Below are 16504 nucleotides of genomic sequence, written 5' to 3'. Positions count from 1 at the left end.
CAGGCGCGAATCTCCTGCCCTTGGTCGAGGGTCAAGGAGTTCGCGCCTGAAGGCGCTCCTACAGGAGGTGGGCGTCAGGCGCGGCGGCGTTTGTGGAGTTCGCGCCAGGTGACCACGCCCAGGGTGATGGCGGTCAGCGGGATGACGACGGTGCGCATCACCCAGCTGTATTCGTCCAGGCTGTCGTGGTCCTGCGCCCAGAGCACCAGGTAGACCGTGTAGAACACGTAGTAGGCCAGGAACAGCGCGCCTTCCCAGCGCGCGATCAGGTGCCCCGTGAACAGCACCGGCAGGCAGGCCAGCGACACCGCGAACATGACCGGCAGGTCGAAGGCCAGCAGCGCTGCCGGCACCTGCAGGCCCCCCGGCGCCACCAGCGCGCTGATGCCCAGCACGCAGACCAGGTTGAAGATGCAGCTGCCCATCACGTTGCCGACCGCGATCTCGCGCTCCCCGCGTGCCGCCGCGATCACCGAGGTTGCCACCTCCGGCAGCGAGGTGCCGGCGGCAACGATCGTCAGCCCGATCACCAGCTGGCTGACGCCGAGCATCGTCGCGAACACCGTCGCCGACTGCACCAGCCAGCGGGAACCGACCACCAGCATCGCGAGGCCCACCACGATCAGGAGCAACTGGACCCAGAGTTTGGAGAGCCAGGGCGAGGCAGTGCCCGTCACCATCGCATCGTCCATGTCGGACGCTGGCGAGGAACGGCCGATGTAATAAAGCAGTCCGACGTAGGCAAACAACAGCGCGACCAGGACCAGCCCGTCGCCGAAGGAAACACTCCGGTCCAGCGCCATCCATCCCACCAGAAGGCACAGACCCAGCAGGATCGGCACCTCCTGCCGGATCAGTTGCCGGTCCACGACCAGCGGCGCCACCAGGGCCGACAGTCCGAGGATGAAGAGGATGTTGAAGATGTTGCTTCCGACCACGTTGCCAAGCGCCAGGTCGGTCTGTCCGTCCATGGCCGCCTTGATCGAGATCGCCAGTTCCGGCGCGCTGGTGCCGAAGGACACCACCGTCAGGCCGACCACCAGCGGGGCGATGCCCAGCGACAGCGACAGTCGGGAAGCGCCGCGCACCAGCAGTTCGGCGCCGAGGATCAGCAGGGCCAGGCCGGCCAGGAAGAGCAGGATGGTCATGGGGTCTCCGGGGGTCAGGCGGCCATTATCACGCAACGATGTGTTCCCGCTGGTGACGAAGTGGATGACCGGGGGTGCCGGTGCCGCTATCGTCAGCATTCGTTCACCCGCAGGTCGCCCGCATGGCCCTGGTTTCCGCCTGGTTCCGCATTCCCTTCTGGCAGCGCGTGCTGGCCGGCTTCGTGCTGGGCGCCCTGGCCGGCTGGCTGATGGGCGAGGCGGCCGAAACCTGGCTGCAGCCGCTGGGCACGCTCTATGTCACGCTGATCAAGATGATCGCCACGCCGCTGGTGTTCTTCGCGGTCATCAATGCGGTGTCCAGCCTGGCGGGGCAGGAGTCGATCGCCGCGCTGGGCACTCGCACCTTCCTTTGGTTTGCGATCACGGCCGCGCTGGCGGTGATGGTGGGTCTGGGGGCCGGCTGGCTGCTCAAGCCCGGCCTGGGCCTGGGCGAGCTGGCGATGGCGCCCGACTACCAGGTGCGCGAGGTGCCGGGCCCGGTGCAGGTGCTGCTGGACGTGGTGCCGGCCAACCCGTTCAGGGCGCTCGCGGACGGCAAGATCCTGCAGGTCATCTTCTTCGCGGGCCTGCTGGGCTTTGCGCTGGTGAAGCTGGGCGAGAAGACCGCCCGGCTGCGCGCCCTGGCCGGCGAGGCCAGCGAGACGATGATCCAGGTGACGCGCTTCGTGCTCGAGTTCACGCCGATCGGCACCTTCGGCCTGATCGCCGCCCTGGTGGGCACCTACGGCTTCGAACGCCTGCTGCCGCTGGGTGGCTTCGTCGTGGCGCTGTACCTGGCCTGCGCGGTGCACATCGTGGTGGTCTACGGCGGCCTGCTGGCGGCGCACGGCCTCAGCCCGCTGAAGTTCTTCCGCGGCGCGGCGCCGGCGATGCAGGTGGCGTTCGCCACGTCGTCGAGCTTCGCGGCGCTGCCGGCGGCGCTGCGTTCGGCGGTGCACAACCTCGGCGTGAAGCAGGAATACGCGGCCTTCGCGGTGCCGCTGGGCGCCAGCATCAAGATGGACGGCTGCGGCGCGATCTTCCCGGCGCTGACGTCGGTGTTCATCGCCCAGTACTTCGGCATCGAGCTCAGCGCCACCCAGTACTTCATCATCCTGCTGGCTTCGGTGCTGGGCAGCTTCGGCACCGCCGGGGTGCCGGGCACGGCGGTGGTGATGGCCACGGTGGTGCTCAGTTCGGCCGGGCTGCCGCTGGAGGGCATCGGCTACCTGATCGCCATCGATCGCATCCTGGACATGATGCGCACGATGACCAACGTCACCGGCCAGGTGCTGGTGCCGGTCCTGGTTGCCCGCGAACGTGGCCTGCTCGACCTCGACACCTATCGCAACGCCGGCAGCAATGTCGGCATGGAAGCGGGCGAAACCGGGCGTTGAGGCGCCCATGACCTTCGTCACGGTGCGCCGGGTGCGCCGGGGCGGTTAGGCTCGGGACTTTCCCGACCACGAGTGGCCCCCCGATGAAACCGCAACCGCGACGCCTGCTGGCGCTAGGCCTGCTGATTTCCCTGTCCGCTTCCGCCCAGGCCTCCGACCGCTGGGAAATCCCGGTCCAGACCCGCACCCTCGACAACGGCCTCACGGTCGTCGTCTCGCCCGACGACAGCGCGCCGGTCGTCGGCGTGAGCGTGGTCTACAAGGTCGGCATGCGCCAGGAACCGCGCAACCGCACCGGCTTCGCGCACCTGTTCGAACACCTGATGTTCGAGGGCACGCCGGTGGCGGGCGAGGGCGTGTTCGACAAGGTGATCACCTCGGGTGGCGGTCGCAACAACGGTTCGACCCGCCCGGACTTCACCAACTACATCGAAGTCGCGCCGGCCTCGGCGCTCGAGCCGATCCTTTGGCTTGAAGCCGACCGCATGACCACCCTCGACTTCAACGAGCGGACGCTGAAGAACCAGCAGGACGTGGTGAAGGAAGAAATCCGCGTCAACGTGAAGAACCAGCCCTACGGCGGCTTCATGTGGCTGGACATCAACCAGCAGGCCTTCCAGAAGTGGGAAAACAACCACGACGGCTACGGCAGCTTCGAGGACCTCGAAGGCGCCACCGTCGAGGACGTGGCCGCCTTCCATCGCGACTACTACGGCCCCAACAACGCGGTGCTGTCGATCGCCGGCGACGTGACGGCGGAAGAGGGCTTCGCGCTGGCCGAAAAATACTTCGGCGGCATCGAATCGCGTCCGACGCCGGCGCGTCCGGATGTCTCCGAACCCATCAACACCGGCGAGAAGCGCCTCACCCAATCCGATGCACTGGCCCAGGTGCCGGCGCTCGCGGTCGGCTGGAAGATCACCGAACGCGGCAGCGACGACCACGCCGCCACCGCGGTGCTGGCCGAGGTGCTGGCCGGCGGCGATGCCTCGCGTTTCTACCAGGGCATCATCAAGGGCCGGGAGATGGCCATCAACGGCCAGGTCCTGTTCGGCCTGACCAGCCCCTGGGAGTTCGACGGCCCGACCCTGCTCACGCTGTTCGCGCTCTACAAGCCGCAGTACAGCGCCGACCAGGTGCTGGCGGCGGTGGACGAGGAGATCGCGCGTATCGCCGAGGAAGGCGTCGGCGACGAGGAGCTCGGACGCGTCAAGACGCAGATGCTGGCTGACTGGAACAACGGCCTCGAAAGTTTCCTCGGCCGCGCCGACACCCTGGCCCGCCTGCAGGCGATCTGGGGCGACGCCAGCGTGGTGAACCAGATCCCCGTCTGGGTCGACGAGGTCGATTCGGAAGACCTGCAGCGCGTCGCGCGCACCTACCTCACGGCGCAGAACCGCACCGTGATCGACCGCAAGCCCGCCGCGATGCTCGAAGCGGCCGCCGCCAAAGCCGGCCAGGAGTGAACCCATGAACCTTCGAAAGACTGCGATCGCCCTGCTGGTTTCCGTGGCCCTGGCCCCCGCCGCGTTCGCCGCCGACATGGTGGCGATGCCTGCGGGCCTGCCCGGTTTCGCCCCCGACCGCCCGCTGCCGGTGCCCGAGGTCGCGCGCCACACGCTCGACAACGGCCTGCAGGTCTGGGTGGTACCGCGCGACGGCGTGCCGCGCGTGGACTACGTGCTGGTGTTCAAGCATGCCGGCCTCGCGGCGGATGGCCCCGAAACCCCGGCCTTCGCGTCGATGCTGGCCGGCCTGCTGACCGAAGGCACGGCCGAGCGCGATTCGCGCGAAATCGCCGAGCTCGCCCAGGGCCTGGGCGGCGGCATCGGTGGTTATGCCAGCACCGACGGCCTGGCCATCAACGCCAATGCGCTGCCGTCCAAGGCGGCCGAGATGGCCGCCCTGCTCGGCGAAGTGGCGCGCACTCCGAGCTTCCCGCAGGCGGAGATCGACCTGGCGAAAGCCAACGCGCTGCAGGGCCTGAAGGCCGCCGAGGCCCAGCCGGGTTTCCGCGCCGAACGCGCCATGCTCAAGGCCCTGTACGGCGACCATCCCTACGCCCGCACGCAGGCCACCGAAGCCGGCATCACCGCGATGGACCGGGAACAGCTGGTGGCCGAACACGCGCGCCGGCTGCGCCCGGACAACGCCCTGCTGGTGATCACCGGCCGCATCGGCGAGGACGAAGCCCTGGCGCTGGCCAAGGCGCATTTCGGCGACTGGCAGGCGCAGGGTGAACCGCCGGCGGCCACCCCGGCCGCGCGCACCGGCGCGATGCCGACGCGCGTGCTGCTCGAGCGCGAAGGCAGCGTGCAGTCCACCGTGCGCATCGGTCGCCCGGCGATCCGCGCGACCCATCCGGACAGCATTGCGCTGGACCTGGCCGGAACCGTGCTTGGCGGCAGCTTCTCGAGCCGGCTGATGCAGAACCTGCGCGAAGACAAGGGCTACACCTACGGTGCCCGCCTCGGCCAGCGCAGCCTGGCGGCCGGTGGTGCCCTGGTGTCCAGTGCCGACGTGCGCAACGAGGTGACGGGCGCGGCGGTGGGCGAGTTCTTCGCCGAGTTCGACCGTCTCGCCAGCGAGCCGGTGCCGGCGCAGGAGCTGGAGATGAACAAGCGCTACGTCGCCGGCAGCTACCTGATCTCCAACCAGCTGCAGCGTTCGGTGGCCGGCCTGCTCGCCGGCAACTGGCTGCTCGGCCTGCCGCCGGAATACATCGGCGACTACGTGCCGCGCATCCGCGAGGTCACCGCGGAGCAGGTGCAGGCGATGGGCCGCAAGTATTTCCAGCCGGCGCAGCAGTCGATCGTGGTTGTCGGCGACAAGGCGGTGCTGGAGCAGCTGGGCCAGTACGGCGGGTTCAGCGTCGCCGAATAACTTCCGGCCCGGCACGCGAAGGCCGCCCACTGGGCGGCCTTTTTTGTTGGGGACGGGTGCAATTGGCCCCGTCATCTCTCCGCTGCGGAAATGGAGCGGGCCAATTGCACCCGTCCCCTTTCCCGCACTCAGCGCGCGCTGTCGGTGGTGCCCTGGCGACGCTCGCCGCCACCGCGCGGGCCATGGCCCTTGGGGCCGGCGTGCGCGTGGCGCTCACCACCGCCGCCGTGCGGACGACGACCGCGCGGGGCGCCTTCGCGGCGCGGCGGCGGGCGGTTGCCGGCAGGGCGGCCGCGCACCGGATTGTCGTTGCCCATGCGCAGGGTCCTGGTCGGGGTGTAACCCTCGACTTCGACCACCGCGATGTCGGCCTTGAGCACGCGCTGGATGGCGCGCAGCAGGCCGCTTTCGTCCTGGGCGACCAGCGACACCGCTTCGCCGCTGGCGCCGGCGCGGCCGGTGCGGCCAATGCGGTGCACGTAGTCCTCGGCAACCATCGGCAGGTCGAAGTTGATCACCAGCGGCAGCAGCGGAATGTCGAGGCCGCGCGCGGCCACGTCGGTGGCGACCATCACCCGGGCCTGGCCCGACTTGAAGTCGCGCAGGGCCTTCAGGCGCTGTCCCTGGCTCTTGTTGCCGTGGATGGCGACGGCGCTGATGCCGGCCTTTTCGATCTGCTCGGCCAGGCGGTTGCAGCCGTGCTTGGTGCGGCCGAACACCAGGATCTGGTCCTGGTGGCGCTTGCTGAGGATCTCGATCAGCAGCTCGCGCTTGCGGGGCGTATCCACCGGGTGCACGACGTGGCTGACGCTGGCGGCGGTGGCATTGAGCGGCGTGACCTGGACCTGCTGCGGGTTGGTGAGGAACTCGAGCGCCAGCTTCTTGATCGACTCTTCGAAGGTCGCCGAGAACAGCATGGTCTGGCGCTTGCGCGGCAGCGCCGAAAGCACGCGCTTGATCGCCGGCAGGAAGCCCATGTCGAGCATGCGGTCGGCTTCGTCGAGCACCAGGATCTCGACCTGCGACAGGTCGACGGTGCGCTGCTGGAGGTGGTCGAGCAGGCGGCCCGGGCAGGCCACCAGCACGTCGACGCCGCGGCGCAGGGCTTCGATCTGCGGCTGCATGCCGGCGCCGCCGTAGACGGTGGCGGTGTTCATGCGCAGGTGCTTGCCATAGGTGCGCAGGCTGTCGTTGACCTGCACGGCCAGCTCACGGGTGGGGGTAAGCACGAGCGCGCGCGGCTTGCGCGGGCCGCGCATCGGGCCGGCTTCGGCCAGGCGGTGCAGCAGCGGCAGCGCGAACGCGGCCGTCTTGCCGGTGCCGGTCTGGGCGCCGCCCATCAGGTCGTGGCCGGCCAGCGCCAGCGGAATCGCCTGCGCCTGGATCGGGGTGGGGGTGGTGTAGCCAACGTCCGACAGCGCGCGGACAAGCTCGGGCGCAAGCCCAAGGGACTGGAAATTCATCGATTTTGCTCCGTGGTGTAACCCGGAGCGTTCCCTGAAACCGCGCTGCGAGTCTTGCTTCTGATTTGTCGCAAGGCCAGGGCGGCCGGGCGTGTTTGCGCAACGAAAGGCGTGCGGAGTGGGGCCTGGCGCAGGTCCAGCGGGGCTGGGGCCTGGCGGCGGGGCATACCGGGGGAAAACGGTCAGCCGGTGCAGCAAACGTCGCGCACTCTACGCTATACGGGGGCCGCAGGCCATCCCCGGGCCTTTCGGCAGGTGAACGCGGTGTTCAGGCTGGCGTAGGATGGCGGCATGAAAATCAGCTTCGAACTCGAGCCCGGGGACATCGAGCGTTTCCACGAGGCCCTGGAACGGGCCGAACGGCGGGTGTCCTGCGCGGACGAATGCGACATCGTCGCCGCGGCCCGGCACAGCCTGCAGACCCTGCCGATCGAATGCGCGCCGGGCTACATCCGCCGCCGGCTGCTGCAGGTGGTGGAGCTGGTGGACATGCTCGAGGACGACGCCTGGTCGCTGCCGCGCCCCGAACGCGCCGAGGTGCTGAAGCTGCTGGCGTATTTCAGCGACCCCGAGGACCTGATCCCCGACGACGTCGCAGTGATCGGCCTGCTCGATGACGCGATCATGCTCGAACTGCTGCTGCGCCAGATCCGCCACGTCGTGGCGGCCTACGATGATTTTCGCCGGGCGCGCGAAGCGCTTGGCGCGGCCGCCGACGAAGCGGGCCGCATCAGCCGGGCCCGCGAGCTCGCCCGTCGCCGCGACCAGCTGCAGGCGCGCATGCGCCGACGCCGGGTGCGCGAGGCCGTGGCTTCTGCGGGAACGGCGTCGGCGCCAGGAACCAGGGAGCAAGTCCGATGAGCGGTGAACAGCGCGAGCTGACCTTCCGGTTCCTGGCCGAACCCACCGACGTCAACTACGGCGGCAAGGTGCACGGCGGCGTGGTGATGAAGTGGATCGACCAGGTGGGTTACGCCGCGGCGGTGGGCTGGTCCGGCCGCTACAGCGTCACGGTGGCGGTGGGCGGCATCCGCTTCGTCGCGCCCATCCGCACTTCGGACATGGTCACCGTCAGCGCCAAGCTGGTCTACACCGGCACCAGCAGCATGCATTTCTACGTGGACGTGTTCGCGCGCGACCCGATGACCGACGGCGAAGGACGCCTGTGCACGCACTGCATGATCGTCTTCGTCGCGCTCGACGGCCCCGAGGGCAAGCCGGTGCCGGTGCCGCCGTGGACGCCTTCGGACGCGTCCGACCAGGAGCTCGCCGAGTACGCGCTCAACGTGATGTCGCTGAGCAAGGACATCGAGCAGGCCGTCGCCAAGATCAACGCGTGAACCGGCCGATGCGCCCGCTCCACCATGCCCGGCGCTGGCTGTGGCTGTTGCTGGCCTACGTGGCGCTGGGGCTGGGGATCATCGGCATCTTCCTGCCCGGCCTGCCGACCACGCCCTTCGTACTGCTGGCCGCGTTTGCCGCGGCGCGCGGTTCCAAGCGCCTGCACGCCAGGCTGCTGGCGCACCGCACCTTCGGGCCGATGATCCGCGAATGGCAGGCCAGCGGCGCCGTGAACCGGCGGGCGAAATACTGGGCGATCGGCACGATGGCGCTGAGCAGCCTGATCATGTTTGCCACGGCGCCGAAGTGGTGGATGGCCGGCATCGGCACGGCGATCATGGCGGTGGTCGGGCTGTGGCTGTGGCTGCGGCCGGAACCGGAGCCGCCACCGGCGGCGTGATGCCGCGGCCTCAGTCGAGGATGCGCCGCGCGCCGGTGTAGTGCCGGCCCCAGTAGGGCCCGTCGAGCCGATCGAGCCGCACCGTGCCGCCGGTGCTGGGCGCATGCACGAAGCGGCCTTCGCCGACGTAGATGCCGACATGGAATATCGCGCCCTTGTCGCCGAACAGCACCAGGTCGCCGGGCGCCAGGCGATCGCGCGGCGGTTCGCTGGCGTCGAACCGGGCGATGTCGCGGGTGGTGCGCGGCAGGTAGATGCGCGCGGCATCCAGGAACACGTAGCCCACCAGGCCGCTGCAGTCGAAGCCGCCGTCCGGGGTGTTGCCGCCCCAGCGGTAGGGCGTGCCGACCAGGCCGAGGGCGCGCATCAGCACCTCGTTGGCCAGCAGCGGGTCGGCGGCGGCGACGTCGACCACCTGCAGGGCAGGGGCCGCGGGCGCCTGGGCGCGTCGAGGCGAGGAGCCGCAGGCGGCCAGCAGGGCTGCCAACAGCAGCACCAGCACGATGGCCAGGCGGGGAACTGGCGCCGGGCAGGCGGGGCCGGGATAATGCGCGCTCGCTTTCACGGGCGCAGTTTGCCCCATCCCCGCCGGTCGCGTCACCGGCCCTTTACCAGGCTTGCCATGAAGATCGAGAAGAACCGCGTCGTCCGTTTCCATTACACCGTTTCCGAGCCGGGCCAGGAGCCCGTCGAGACCTCGCGTGACCGCGACCCGATGGCCATCCTGGTCGGCCACGGCAACATCATCCCGGGCCTTGAGGCCGCGATGATGGACAAGGCCGAGGGTGATTCGTTCGAAGTCACCGTGGGCCCGGAAGAAGCCTACGGCGAGCGCCGCGAGAACTACGTGCAGCGCCTGCCCAAGAAGCACTTGCGCAATTCGCGCGTGCGCCCGGGCGACCAGATCGTGCTGGAAACCTCGATGGGGCCGCGTGCGGTCACCGTCGTCAAGGTCGGCGCCACCGTGGTCGACGTCGACCTCAACCACCCGATGGCCGGCAAGACCCTGCAGTTCCAGGTCGAGATCGTCGGCGTGCGTGAAGCCGAAGCGGTCGAGATCGAGCACGGCCACGTGCACGGCGACGGCGGCGTCCAGCACTGAAACTGGTTTAAGGTGGCGACGGGGCGGGGAGGCCCCATGCCATGACCCAGACGATTCCACTCGCGCCCGTCACCAGCGCCGACCGCATCCAGGCGCTCGACGCCATCCGCGGGTTCGCGCTGCTGGGCATCCTGCTGATGAACATCGAGGGCATGGTCGGCCCGCTGATGAACTCGATGACCGGCGTCGACCCGCAGCTCGCCGGCGCCGATCGCTGGGTCGACACGGCCATCTACCTGCTGGTGCAGGGCAAGTTCTTCCCGTTGTTCTCGATGCTGTTCGGCATGGGTTTCGCGATCATGCTGGCGCGCGCCCAGGCCGCCGGCCGGCCCTTCGTCGCTGTTTACCTGCGGCGGGTGCTGGCCCTGCTGGCGATCGGCCTGGTGCATGCGCTGCTGGTGTGGTCGGGCGACATCCTGGTCACCTATGCGCTGATGGGCCTGGTGATGCTGCTGTTCTTCCGCGGCACGCCGCAGTCGCGCCTGCCCAAGTGGGGCATCGGGCTGATGCTGGTGCCTGCGCTGGTGACCCTGGCCTTTGGCCTGATGGGCAGCGCCATGCAGGCCATGCCCGGCGAGGCCAGCGTGGAATTCAACAAGGCACTGGTCGAGCAGAGCCAGGAAATGGGCGCGCAGATCGAGGCGCAGCGCCTGGCCTATGGCAGCGGCAGCTTTGCCGAGGCAACGGGCCAGCGCATCGATGACTTCCTGAGCATGATCGGGTACGTGGTCGTTTATGGCCTTTTCATCCTGGGCCTGTTCCTCATCGGCGCCTGGTTCGCGCGCAGCGGCGCGATCGCGCGGCCGCAGGAGCATGCCCGCCTGTTTGCCCGCCTGCGCTGGGTCGCGCTGCCGGCGGGCCTGGCGATGGTGCTGGTGTCGTACTGGCTGGAGCCGACGATGGATTTCGGTCGCCTCGACATCCGCGCGTCCACGGCGCAGGCGCTGCAGATGCTTGGCGGCGCCGTCATGGCGCTGTCCTACCTGGCCTGGGTGGTGCATGCGCTGCAGGCACCGGCCACCGCGCGCCTGTTCGGCCTGCTCGGCCCGGCCGGGCGCATGGCGCTGACCAACTACCTTCTGCAGTCGATCGTGGCCACGCTGGTGTTCTATGGCTACGGCCTGGGCTATTTCGAACAGCTGCCGCGGGCCTGGCAGCCAGTGGCGGTGTTCGCCTTCTTCGTGCTGCAGGTGGCGCTGAGCCACTGGTGGATGGCGCGTTTCCGCTTCGGCCCGGGCGAGTGGGCCTGGCGCGCAGCCACCTACCTGCACCTGCCGGCGATGCGGCGCGGGTAAACTGCGCGGCATGAGCCACGATGCCGATGTGCTGGTGCTGGGTGCGGGCGTGGTGGGCCTGGCCTGCGCCCACTACCTGCTGTGCGAGGGACGCTCGGTGCGCGTGCTTGACGCCGGCAAGGTCGGCGCCGCCACCTCATGGGGCAACTGCGGCACGCTTACGCCCAGCCACGCCGCGCCTCTGGCGGCGCCGGGCATGGTCGGCCAGGCCCTGCGCTGGATGCTGCGGCCGGACGCGCCGCTGTACATCCGCCCGCGCTGGGACCCGGCGCTTGCCCGTTGGCTGGGCAAGGTGGCGGGCCGCTGCAATACCCGCCACTGGCGCGAGAGTGCCCTGGCCAAGGGCGCCTTGCTGAAATACTCGCGGGTCCTGGTCGAGGACCTGGTCTATGGCCAGGACCTCGATTGCGGCTTCGAGGCCGGCGGCCTGCTTTACGTCTTCCGCACGCCGAGGGCGCTGGCGCACCACCAGCGTGACCTGCCGATCCTGACCGAGCTTGGCATCGCGGCCCGCGTGCTGGACGGGGCCGCGCTGGCGGCCGACGAACCCGCGCTCAAGCCCGGCCTGGCCGGCGCCGTCCATTTCCCCGGCGACGCCCAGCTCCGCCCCGACCGGTTCACCGCCGAACTGGCGCGGATCGTGCGCGAGGCCGGCGGCGTGATCGAGGAAGGCGTGCGCGTGAATGGTTTCGAACGCGGACGCAACGGCATCGAGGCCGTGCAGACCAGCGAGGGCCGGCGCAGCGGCGCGCGCGTGCTGATCGCGATGGGCGCCTGGTCGGCGGGCTTCGCCGCCAACCTGGGCCTGCCGATCCCCATCCAGCCCGGCAAGGGCTACTCGATCACCTACGAGCGGCCGTCGCTGGCGCCGCGCCGGCCGCTGGTGCTCAAGGAGCGCAGCGTCTGCGTCACCACCTGGGACGACGGCTACCGGCTGGGCAGCACGATGGAGTTCAGCGGTTTCGACGACTCGGCCAACCCGCGCCGCCTGGACGCGCTCGAGCGCGGCGCCGCCGAATACCTGGTCGAACCCACGGGTCCGGCGCGCCGCGAGGAGTGGCACGGCTGGCGGCCGATGACCTGGGACGACCTGCCGATCCTGGGCCGCGCACCGGGACACAACAACCTGTTCCTGGCCACCGGGCACGGCATGATGGGCATGGGCATGAGCGCCGGCACCGGGCGCCTGATGGCGGACCTGATGACCGGCCGCACGCCGGCGATCGACCCGGCGCCCTACGCCCCCATGCGCTTCGCCGGCTAAACTGGCTCGCATGAGCGACGTTTTCAGCCTCCATCGCGGCGAACTGCCGCTGCTGGTCAGCCTGCCGCACGACGGCATCGCCTTGCCCGAGGACATCGCGGCGCGGGTCACCGATGCCGCGCGCGGCGTGCCCGACACCGACTGGTACGTCAGCCGGCTCTACGATTTCGCCCGGGCGCTGGGTGCATCGGTGCTGGTGCCGAACTATTCGCGCTACGTGGTCGATCTGAACCGGCCGCCGGACGACGTCTCGCTTTATCCCGGCCAGAACACCACCGGCCTGTGCCCGGCGCGACGGTTCACCGGCGATCCGGTCTACCTGCCCGGACACGAGCCGGGCCCCGATGAAGTGCGCGAACGCGTCGAACGCTACTGGCGGCCGTACCACGAGGCGCTGGCCGGCGAGCTGCAGCGCCTGCGCTCGGCCCATGGCCGCGTGGTCCTGTGGGAGGGCCATTCGATCCGCAGCGTGCTGCCTTTCCTGTTCGAAGGCCGGCTGCCCGACCTCAACCTCGGTACCGCCGGCGGCGAAAGCTGCGCGCCGGCGACGCAGGTGCGGCTCGAAGCGGTGCTGGCGGGGCAGGGTGACTACACCTGGGTGGCCAACGGCCGCTTCAAGGGCGGCTACATCACGCGCCACTACGGCGATCCCGCGCAGGGCGTGGAAGCGATCCAGCTGGAAATCGCCCAGCCCTGCTACATGGACGAGGACGCCGGGCGCTACAACCCGGACCGGGCCGAACGGCTGCAGCCGCTGCTGGCCTCGCTGCTGCGGGCATCGTTGGGCTGAGCCGCAGCCGGAAGAGCCGGGTGCCTGAGGGCCACCCGGGGCGCGCAGGCAGCCTGCCGCTGCTGCGGAGCCGGTTCGGCCTCGACCGCCCGGTGCCCCGCGGCCTTGCCTTCGCCGGCCTGCAGGGTGACGGCTAGCGCGACCGCCACGAACAGCACCAGCAGCCGCAGCATCAATCCGCGCTTGCGCGGCAACGGGGGTGCGTGGCGGTTCATCGCTGCCTCCTCGCGCCGATGTCCACGCGGGTGGTGTCGCGCACCCGCACCTCCACGGCCCGGCTGTCGCCGTCCTCGGCGAGGAACCAGGGCAGCGGCAGGTTGTCCGGCACGACCTCGATGGTGTGCGCACCGATCGCCACGCGCGGGAATTCGAACTCGCCCTGGCTGTCGGTGCGTACGGCGTAGCGGCCGTCGAGGATGACGGTGACGTTGGTTGCGGGCAGTTCAGACGCAGAGCGCAGTCCATCGTCGTTTTCGTCGAGGAACACCGACCCGGTGACCGTTCCTATGGCGCTGCCCGGACCGCCGCCGAGTACCGCCACTGGTGTGCCCGCTTGTTTTTCGTAGCGAATGCTCAGAAACACGGAGCTTTCGCTCGGCAACGGGAAGAACTGATCGGGTGGAGCCAGCGGGTCGATCTGGAATGGCGAGCGTTGCTCACCCGCGCTTCGGTAGACGCTGGCCTGAAGCGACCATCGCGACGCCAGCCGCCAGTTGAGGCTCAGGTTGATGTCGGCGCCACGATAGGCGGCGGGACCGCTGCCGCGCGTCCAGCGCACGTTGCCGTCCAGACGGGTGCGGTCACCGATGTCGATGCCGCCCAGCGCGGCCATCGTGATGGTTTCGGTGCGTCCTTCGCCATCGACGTCGACGCTCCCGAGGGTCGTCGAGATCGCCAGTCGCGAACCCTGCTTCATCGGCAGGTCCTGGTCGAGCGTCAGCTGCAGGTCTTCGCGGCGTCCGGAATCTGTCCGCGCCTGGTCGAGCTGGAGACGCGAGCGCCCCCACGGGCCGGCACGGTCCACGAACCAGCGTGTGCTGAAGTCGGTCGCGATCGCCGAGTCCCGTACGTTGATGTTGCCGCCGATTCCGAGGTTGTGGCGTACCTGGTAGCGGCCATACACCGTGGCGTAGTTGCCGCTGAAGCCGCTCCCGCTGACCGAGTCGATCTTGTCCACGCCGCCGTTCCAGTTCCAGCGTGCGCTTTCGTACCGGACCCGCAGATACCCGCCGGCGGCATTGCTGTTGATGGGCAGTGCGCCCCAGGCGAGATCCTCGCCGAGATGGAACAGGCCGTAGTTCCAGGTGAAGCGACCCAGCCGCGACACGCCGTCCAGCCAGGCTCCGGTGGCGTCGCCACGCTCGGCCGAGCTGCCCTGCAAGTTGAACTGGACCCGGTGCCTGTCGCCCGACCAGGCCGTACTGGCGAGGAAGGCTTCGGTCCGGCCGTCCTGGAACTGGCTGCCATTTAACGGATCGGGAACTATAAGCCCGTCGGTGGCAAGGGCGCTGACGGCGCCGGTCCACCTGTCGGACCACCGCCATTGCGATCCGAAGCTCGCAACATTGCCGTCGGCGCTGTCGAACGCAACGATTCGCGAGCCCGAAAACAGGCCGGCCCTGCCCATGGCCGCCTGCAAGTGCATGCCGCCTTCTCGGTCATGCCAGTGCGTACTGCCGCCAACAAAAGGCACGCTGGGCAGGAAAAACCGAAACTGTTCCCGCTGGACCGGCAAGGTCGGTGTGTTCAAGACGCCAAGTCCATTCTCGACCTGCCAGTGGCTACCCACATACAGCCCGCGCTGCCAGAGCGTGACGGTTCCGATCCAGTCGGCAGGCTCGCCTTGCAGGCCATCACGCCGAAACACGGTGCCGTCGAGCGAGAAGCTGCCCCAGCGCTCGGTCTCGCGATGGCCGCCGAAATTCAGGCCGAACTCGGCATAGTCCTCATCGGCGCGTTCGACGGCGCTCAGGACGGCTTCGATCCGAATGCTCCTTGGCACCCCGTCCGAGTTGAAGTCCTCTTCCTTGTCTTCCGGCAAGGGCGCGAGCTGGTCGGGGCTGATTACCCGGTCCTGGAAGATTTCGGGGTGGATTTCGTCCTGGCCGTGAACCGATCCGGAGAGGAGGGCTGAAACGATAAGGGCGGACCGGGCCAGCGTTCCCGCAGGCTGAGCCCTCATTGGCCCACCGTCATGTCCACCGGAATGCGCTCGTTTCGCCAGTCGAAGCTGCCGCTGATCACCACCGGAAATCCAACGGGGGGAACCTCGGACCCTTCAGGCTCGCCGATCGGGGAAAGCACGATGATTCGTTCCCTGCCCGGCAGGATGGGGTGGCTCGCGGGGGCGAAGGTCCAGCGCCGGCCCTGTGCATCCCGGCCATCAACGAAGCCCTGAAGTCGTCCGTGGGCTGTGCCCTCGTTGGCCACCAGCAGGGCAGGCAGCTGCCGATCCCCTGCCACCTCAATCCGGGACTCCAGCACCCGCAGGCGTGCGGAGACGTCGCCAATGTCGAGATAGACGACCACGCCGATTCGTCCGGAAACCGACATGCCCTGGGTGGTTTCCTGCGGGTCGCCCTCGATCATGATGGCGAAGCGGCATTGCCGGGCCGGGGTTCCTTCGGGCACCGCTACTTCGAAGCGGAAGCGCTTGCGGCCGTTGCCCTCCAGTTTGATCTCCAGGGCTTCCAGCCCTACCCAGGGGCGACAGCTGTCCGGGGCGAGTGCCTCGTCGAAGCCGATCTCGCCGCTCTCGTCAAGATCCCAGTCCGCGGTACGCACGCCGAAGCGCACGGCCTGCGGCGATGTGTTCTGGATCTCGATGACATTACGGTAGGTTTGACCCGCGGCTGCGCTGTCCTCGAAGCGGGGCGGAAGCACGTAAGCGGAGAAGCCCTGGGCCGCGGCCAGTTGCGGCAGCACCAGCGCCACCAACAGCAGGATGGCAGGCAGGTCGCGGCGAAGGTTCATGGGCTTCCCACCTCGAGTTCGAAATCAAAGTCCAGTACCTGCCTGCCCTCGAGCTGCGAGCCGTCGGCGACTACCGCGAGGCGAAGCACGTCGCGGATTTCATCGCTGGTCACGAGACCTGCGAAAACGAGCGTGCGTTCACCCTGGAGCAACTGGCCGGGCATCAGGCGCCCCTGGGATTGCCAGCGCACCGCCACCCTCGTGTTCCCGCGGCTGGCCAGGCGCTTGTAGATCCGGACCTGCTGGCCCTTCCAGCGCCGTACGTCCAGGCGTACGTCTACGGTGACGTCACCGGACATCAGCTGGGTGCTTCCGGGCTGCGGTACGGGATCCACCCAGCGCAGCCTGAGCGAGCTCTCGAGCACCCGTGTCCCGGTGTCATCCACGCTTATCGCCTGCGCCGATGCCAGCAGGGGCAGGAGAAGTAGCCAAACGGCTGCCAGCGCGC

At 69.1% G+C, this 16504-nt stretch carries 16 protein-coding genes; 10 read left to right on the top strand and 6 right to left on the bottom strand.

From position 1 onward, the window contains the following. Window positions 1-74: 74 nt before the first annotated feature. Entirely contained in the window at window positions 75-1148 is a 1074-nt protein-coding gene (locus ACE3TE_RS02660; RefSeq protein WP_374601912.1) for a calcium/sodium antiporter, read from the bottom strand. Window positions 1149-1270: 122 nt separating this feature from the next. Between ACE3TE_RS02660 and ACE3TE_RS02655 the strand changes: the two genes are divergently transcribed. From ACE3TE_RS02655 to ACE3TE_RS02645, 3 genes are all read left to right on the top strand, one after another. Next, window positions 1271-2545, top strand: a complete 1275-nt coding sequence (locus ACE3TE_RS02655) for a dicarboxylate/amino acid:cation symporter (protein ID WP_374601911.1) — start codon at window positions 1271-1273, stop codon at window positions 2543-2545. A gap of 83 nt (window positions 2546-2628) precedes the next feature. Beyond that, window positions 2629-4011 carry a M16 family metallopeptidase gene (locus ACE3TE_RS02650; protein ID WP_374601910.1) on the top strand — a complete coding sequence of 461 codons (1383 nt, stop codon included), beginning with the start codon at window positions 2629-2631 and terminating at the stop codon, window positions 4009-4011. Window positions 4012-4015: 4 nt separating this feature from the next. Then, window positions 4016-5428, top strand: a complete 1413-nt coding sequence (locus ACE3TE_RS02645; protein ID WP_374601908.1) for a M16 family metallopeptidase — start codon at window positions 4016-4018, stop codon at window positions 5426-5428. 128 nt (window positions 5429-5556) lie between these two features. Here ACE3TE_RS02645 and ACE3TE_RS02640 read toward each other — a convergent pair whose 3' ends face one another. Further along, the gene (locus ACE3TE_RS02640) at window positions 5557-6891 is read right to left on the bottom strand and encodes a DEAD/DEAH box helicase (RefSeq protein ID WP_374601906.1); all 1335 of its coding nucleotides are present in this window, start codon (window positions 6889-6891) and stop codon (window positions 5557-5559) included. 291 nt (window positions 6892-7182) lie between these two features. On the opposite strand from ACE3TE_RS02640, the gene ACE3TE_RS02635 reads away from it, so the two are divergent. Genes ACE3TE_RS02635 through ACE3TE_RS02625 form a run of 3 tightly spaced genes read left to right on the top strand, consistent with a single transcriptional unit; the run spans window position 7183 to window position 8632 of the window. Then, the gene (locus tag ACE3TE_RS02635; RefSeq protein WP_374601905.1) at window positions 7183-7752 is read left to right on the top strand and encodes a YkvA family protein; all 570 of its coding nucleotides are present in this window, start codon (window positions 7183-7185) and stop codon (window positions 7750-7752) included. Further along, on the top strand, window positions 7749-8231 hold the full coding sequence (locus ACE3TE_RS02630; RefSeq protein WP_374601903.1) for an acyl-CoA thioesterase: 483 nt from the start codon (window positions 7749-7751) through the stop codon (window positions 8229-8231). Before ACE3TE_RS02635 ends, ACE3TE_RS02630 begins: the two co-directional genes overlap by 4 nt. Next, window positions 8228-8632: a YbaN family protein gene (locus tag ACE3TE_RS02625; RefSeq protein ID WP_374601901.1), complete on the top strand. Its 405-nt coding sequence runs from the start codon at window positions 8228-8230 to the stop codon at window positions 8630-8632. Before ACE3TE_RS02630 ends, ACE3TE_RS02625 begins: the two co-directional genes overlap by 4 nt. 10 nt (window positions 8633-8642) lie before the next feature. Here the strand turns inward: ACE3TE_RS02625 and ACE3TE_RS02620 are convergent, their stop codons facing one another. Next, entirely contained in the window at window positions 8643-9215 is a 573-nt protein-coding gene (locus ACE3TE_RS02620) for a C40 family peptidase (RefSeq protein WP_374601899.1), read from the bottom strand. Between the two features lie 39 nt (window positions 9216-9254). Here ACE3TE_RS02620 and ACE3TE_RS02615 point away from each other — a divergent pair, with 39 nt between their 5' ends. Genes ACE3TE_RS02615 through hutG form a run of 4 tightly spaced genes read left to right on the top strand, consistent with a single transcriptional unit; the run spans window position 9255 to window position 13083 of the window. Further along, the gene (locus ACE3TE_RS02615; RefSeq protein ID WP_374601898.1) at window positions 9255-9734 is read left to right on the top strand and encodes a peptidylprolyl isomerase; all 480 of its coding nucleotides are present in this window, start codon (window positions 9255-9257) and stop codon (window positions 9732-9734) included. A gap of 41 nt (window positions 9735-9775) precedes the next feature. Beyond that, complete coding sequence (locus ACE3TE_RS02610) at window positions 9776-11029, top strand: DUF418 domain-containing protein (protein ID WP_374601896.1); 1254 nt, start codon at window positions 9776-9778, stop codon at window positions 11027-11029. Window positions 11030-11039: 10 nt separating this feature from the next. After that, entirely contained in the window at window positions 11040-12293 is a 1254-nt protein-coding gene (locus tag ACE3TE_RS02605; RefSeq protein ID WP_374601894.1) for an NAD(P)/FAD-dependent oxidoreductase, read from the top strand. Between the two features lie 10 nt (window positions 12294-12303). Further along, window positions 12304-13083, top strand: a complete 780-nt coding sequence (gene hutG / locus ACE3TE_RS02600) for an N-formylglutamate deformylase (protein WP_374601892.1) — start codon at window positions 12304-12306, stop codon at window positions 13081-13083. 211 nt (window positions 13084-13294) lie between these two features. On the opposite strand, the gene ACE3TE_RS02595 is transcribed toward hutG, so the two are convergent. Genes ACE3TE_RS02595 through ACE3TE_RS02585 form a run of 3 tightly spaced genes read right to left on the bottom strand, consistent with a single transcriptional unit; the run spans window position 13295 to window position 16442 of the window. Continuing rightward, the gene (locus tag ACE3TE_RS02595; RefSeq protein ID WP_374601890.1) at window positions 13295-15265 is read right to left on the bottom strand and encodes a carboxypeptidase-like regulatory domain-containing protein; all 1971 of its coding nucleotides are present in this window, start codon (window positions 15263-15265) and stop codon (window positions 13295-13297) included. Then, the gene (locus tag ACE3TE_RS02590; protein ID WP_374601889.1) at window positions 15262-16056 is read right to left on the bottom strand and encodes a hypothetical protein; all 795 of its coding nucleotides are present in this window, start codon (window positions 16054-16056) and stop codon (window positions 15262-15264) included. The genes ACE3TE_RS02595 and ACE3TE_RS02590 overlap by 4 nt, the downstream gene beginning before the upstream one ends. Then, window positions 16053-16442 carry a hypothetical protein gene (locus tag ACE3TE_RS02585; protein ID WP_374601887.1) on the bottom strand — a complete coding sequence of 130 codons (390 nt, stop codon included), beginning with the start codon at window positions 16440-16442 and terminating at the stop codon, window positions 16053-16055. The genes ACE3TE_RS02590 and ACE3TE_RS02585 overlap by 4 nt, the downstream gene beginning before the upstream one ends. Between the last annotated feature and the right edge of the window lie 62 nt (window positions 16443-16504).

This window comes from Arenimonas sp., assembly GCF_041919775.1.
GTDB lineage: Bacteria > Pseudomonadota > Gammaproteobacteria > Xanthomonadales > Xanthomonadaceae > Arenimonas.
This window is presented reverse-complemented; position numbering and strand designations above follow the sequence as displayed.